The organism is Lentilactobacillus senioris (assembly GCF_026798195.1).
In the GTDB taxonomy this organism is placed as follows: Bacteria; Bacillota; Bacilli; order Lactobacillales; family Lactobacillaceae; genus Lentilactobacillus; species Lentilactobacillus senioris_A.
In genome coordinates this window covers 1-861 of the sequence record NZ_JAPQEZ010000031.1, presented here as the reverse complement: position 1 = coordinate 861, position 861 = coordinate 1, and the positions used below count along the sequence as shown (strand labels likewise).

Sequence of the window (861 nt, the reverse complement as noted above, 5' to 3'; positions counted from 1 at the left end):
TGAATAAACGGTATCATGCCAGTGCCAGCCAAACCTTAGCGGCCATTCAGAGTTTATACGAAGCTAAATTCCTTAGCTATCCCCGAACCGATTGTGCTTATATCACTGATGAAGAATTTGATTATTTAGTGGCTAATCTGACGAAGTATCTGGGGTTAGTTTCTACGCAAGTCTCTTTAACCAATACCACACCAAACCAGCGTTATGTCAATGGGAAAAAAGTTGAAGAACACTACGCCATTATCATGACTAAAGTCGTCCCGACGAAAGAGAAACTAGCCAGCTTGCCTAAATTACAGCAACAAGTCTACGACCTGGTTTTAAGAACGACGTTAGCGATGTTTGCTGACCCGTACGAGTACGAAGAAACCACCATTATTACCCAGGTCGGCGATGCTAATTTTAAAGCAACGGGTAAGGTCCCAACTAAGCAAGGTTGGCAAGTTCTATTTGATGAAACCAAAACCGAGCAGCAAGAAGTAGCAACTTTACCGCTCGTTCACCAAGGCGATCAAGTCCAAGCAAATCTGCAAACACCGCAAAAAGAAACGACACCACCGGTGCCCTTTACCGAAGGTACCTTAATTACGGCAATGAAGACGGCCGGTAAAACACTTGATGATGAAGAAGCCCAAGCGATTCTTAAAGATGTGCAAGGCATTGGGACAAGTGCGACCCGGGCCAATGTGCTAGAAGTGTTAAAGAAACGCGGCTATCTCGTCACTGAAAAAAATAAGCTGCACGTCAGTGAAGCGGGGATTACTTTATGTAAAGCGGTTGAACTCGAACCCTCATTAACTAGCCCAGAGATGACAGCAAAATGGGAGCAAGCGTTACAACAAATCAGTACCGAAGAACGCA

The 861-nt window shown here is 44.7% G+C and carries 1 protein-coding gene; it reads left to right on the top strand.

Features of this window, described 5'->3' with window-relative positions; translation table 11 throughout:
• A partial coding sequence (locus OXT66_RS09595; RefSeq protein ID WP_268597054.1) for a DNA topoisomerase occupies positions 1 to 861 on the top strand: 861 nt, incomplete at both ends.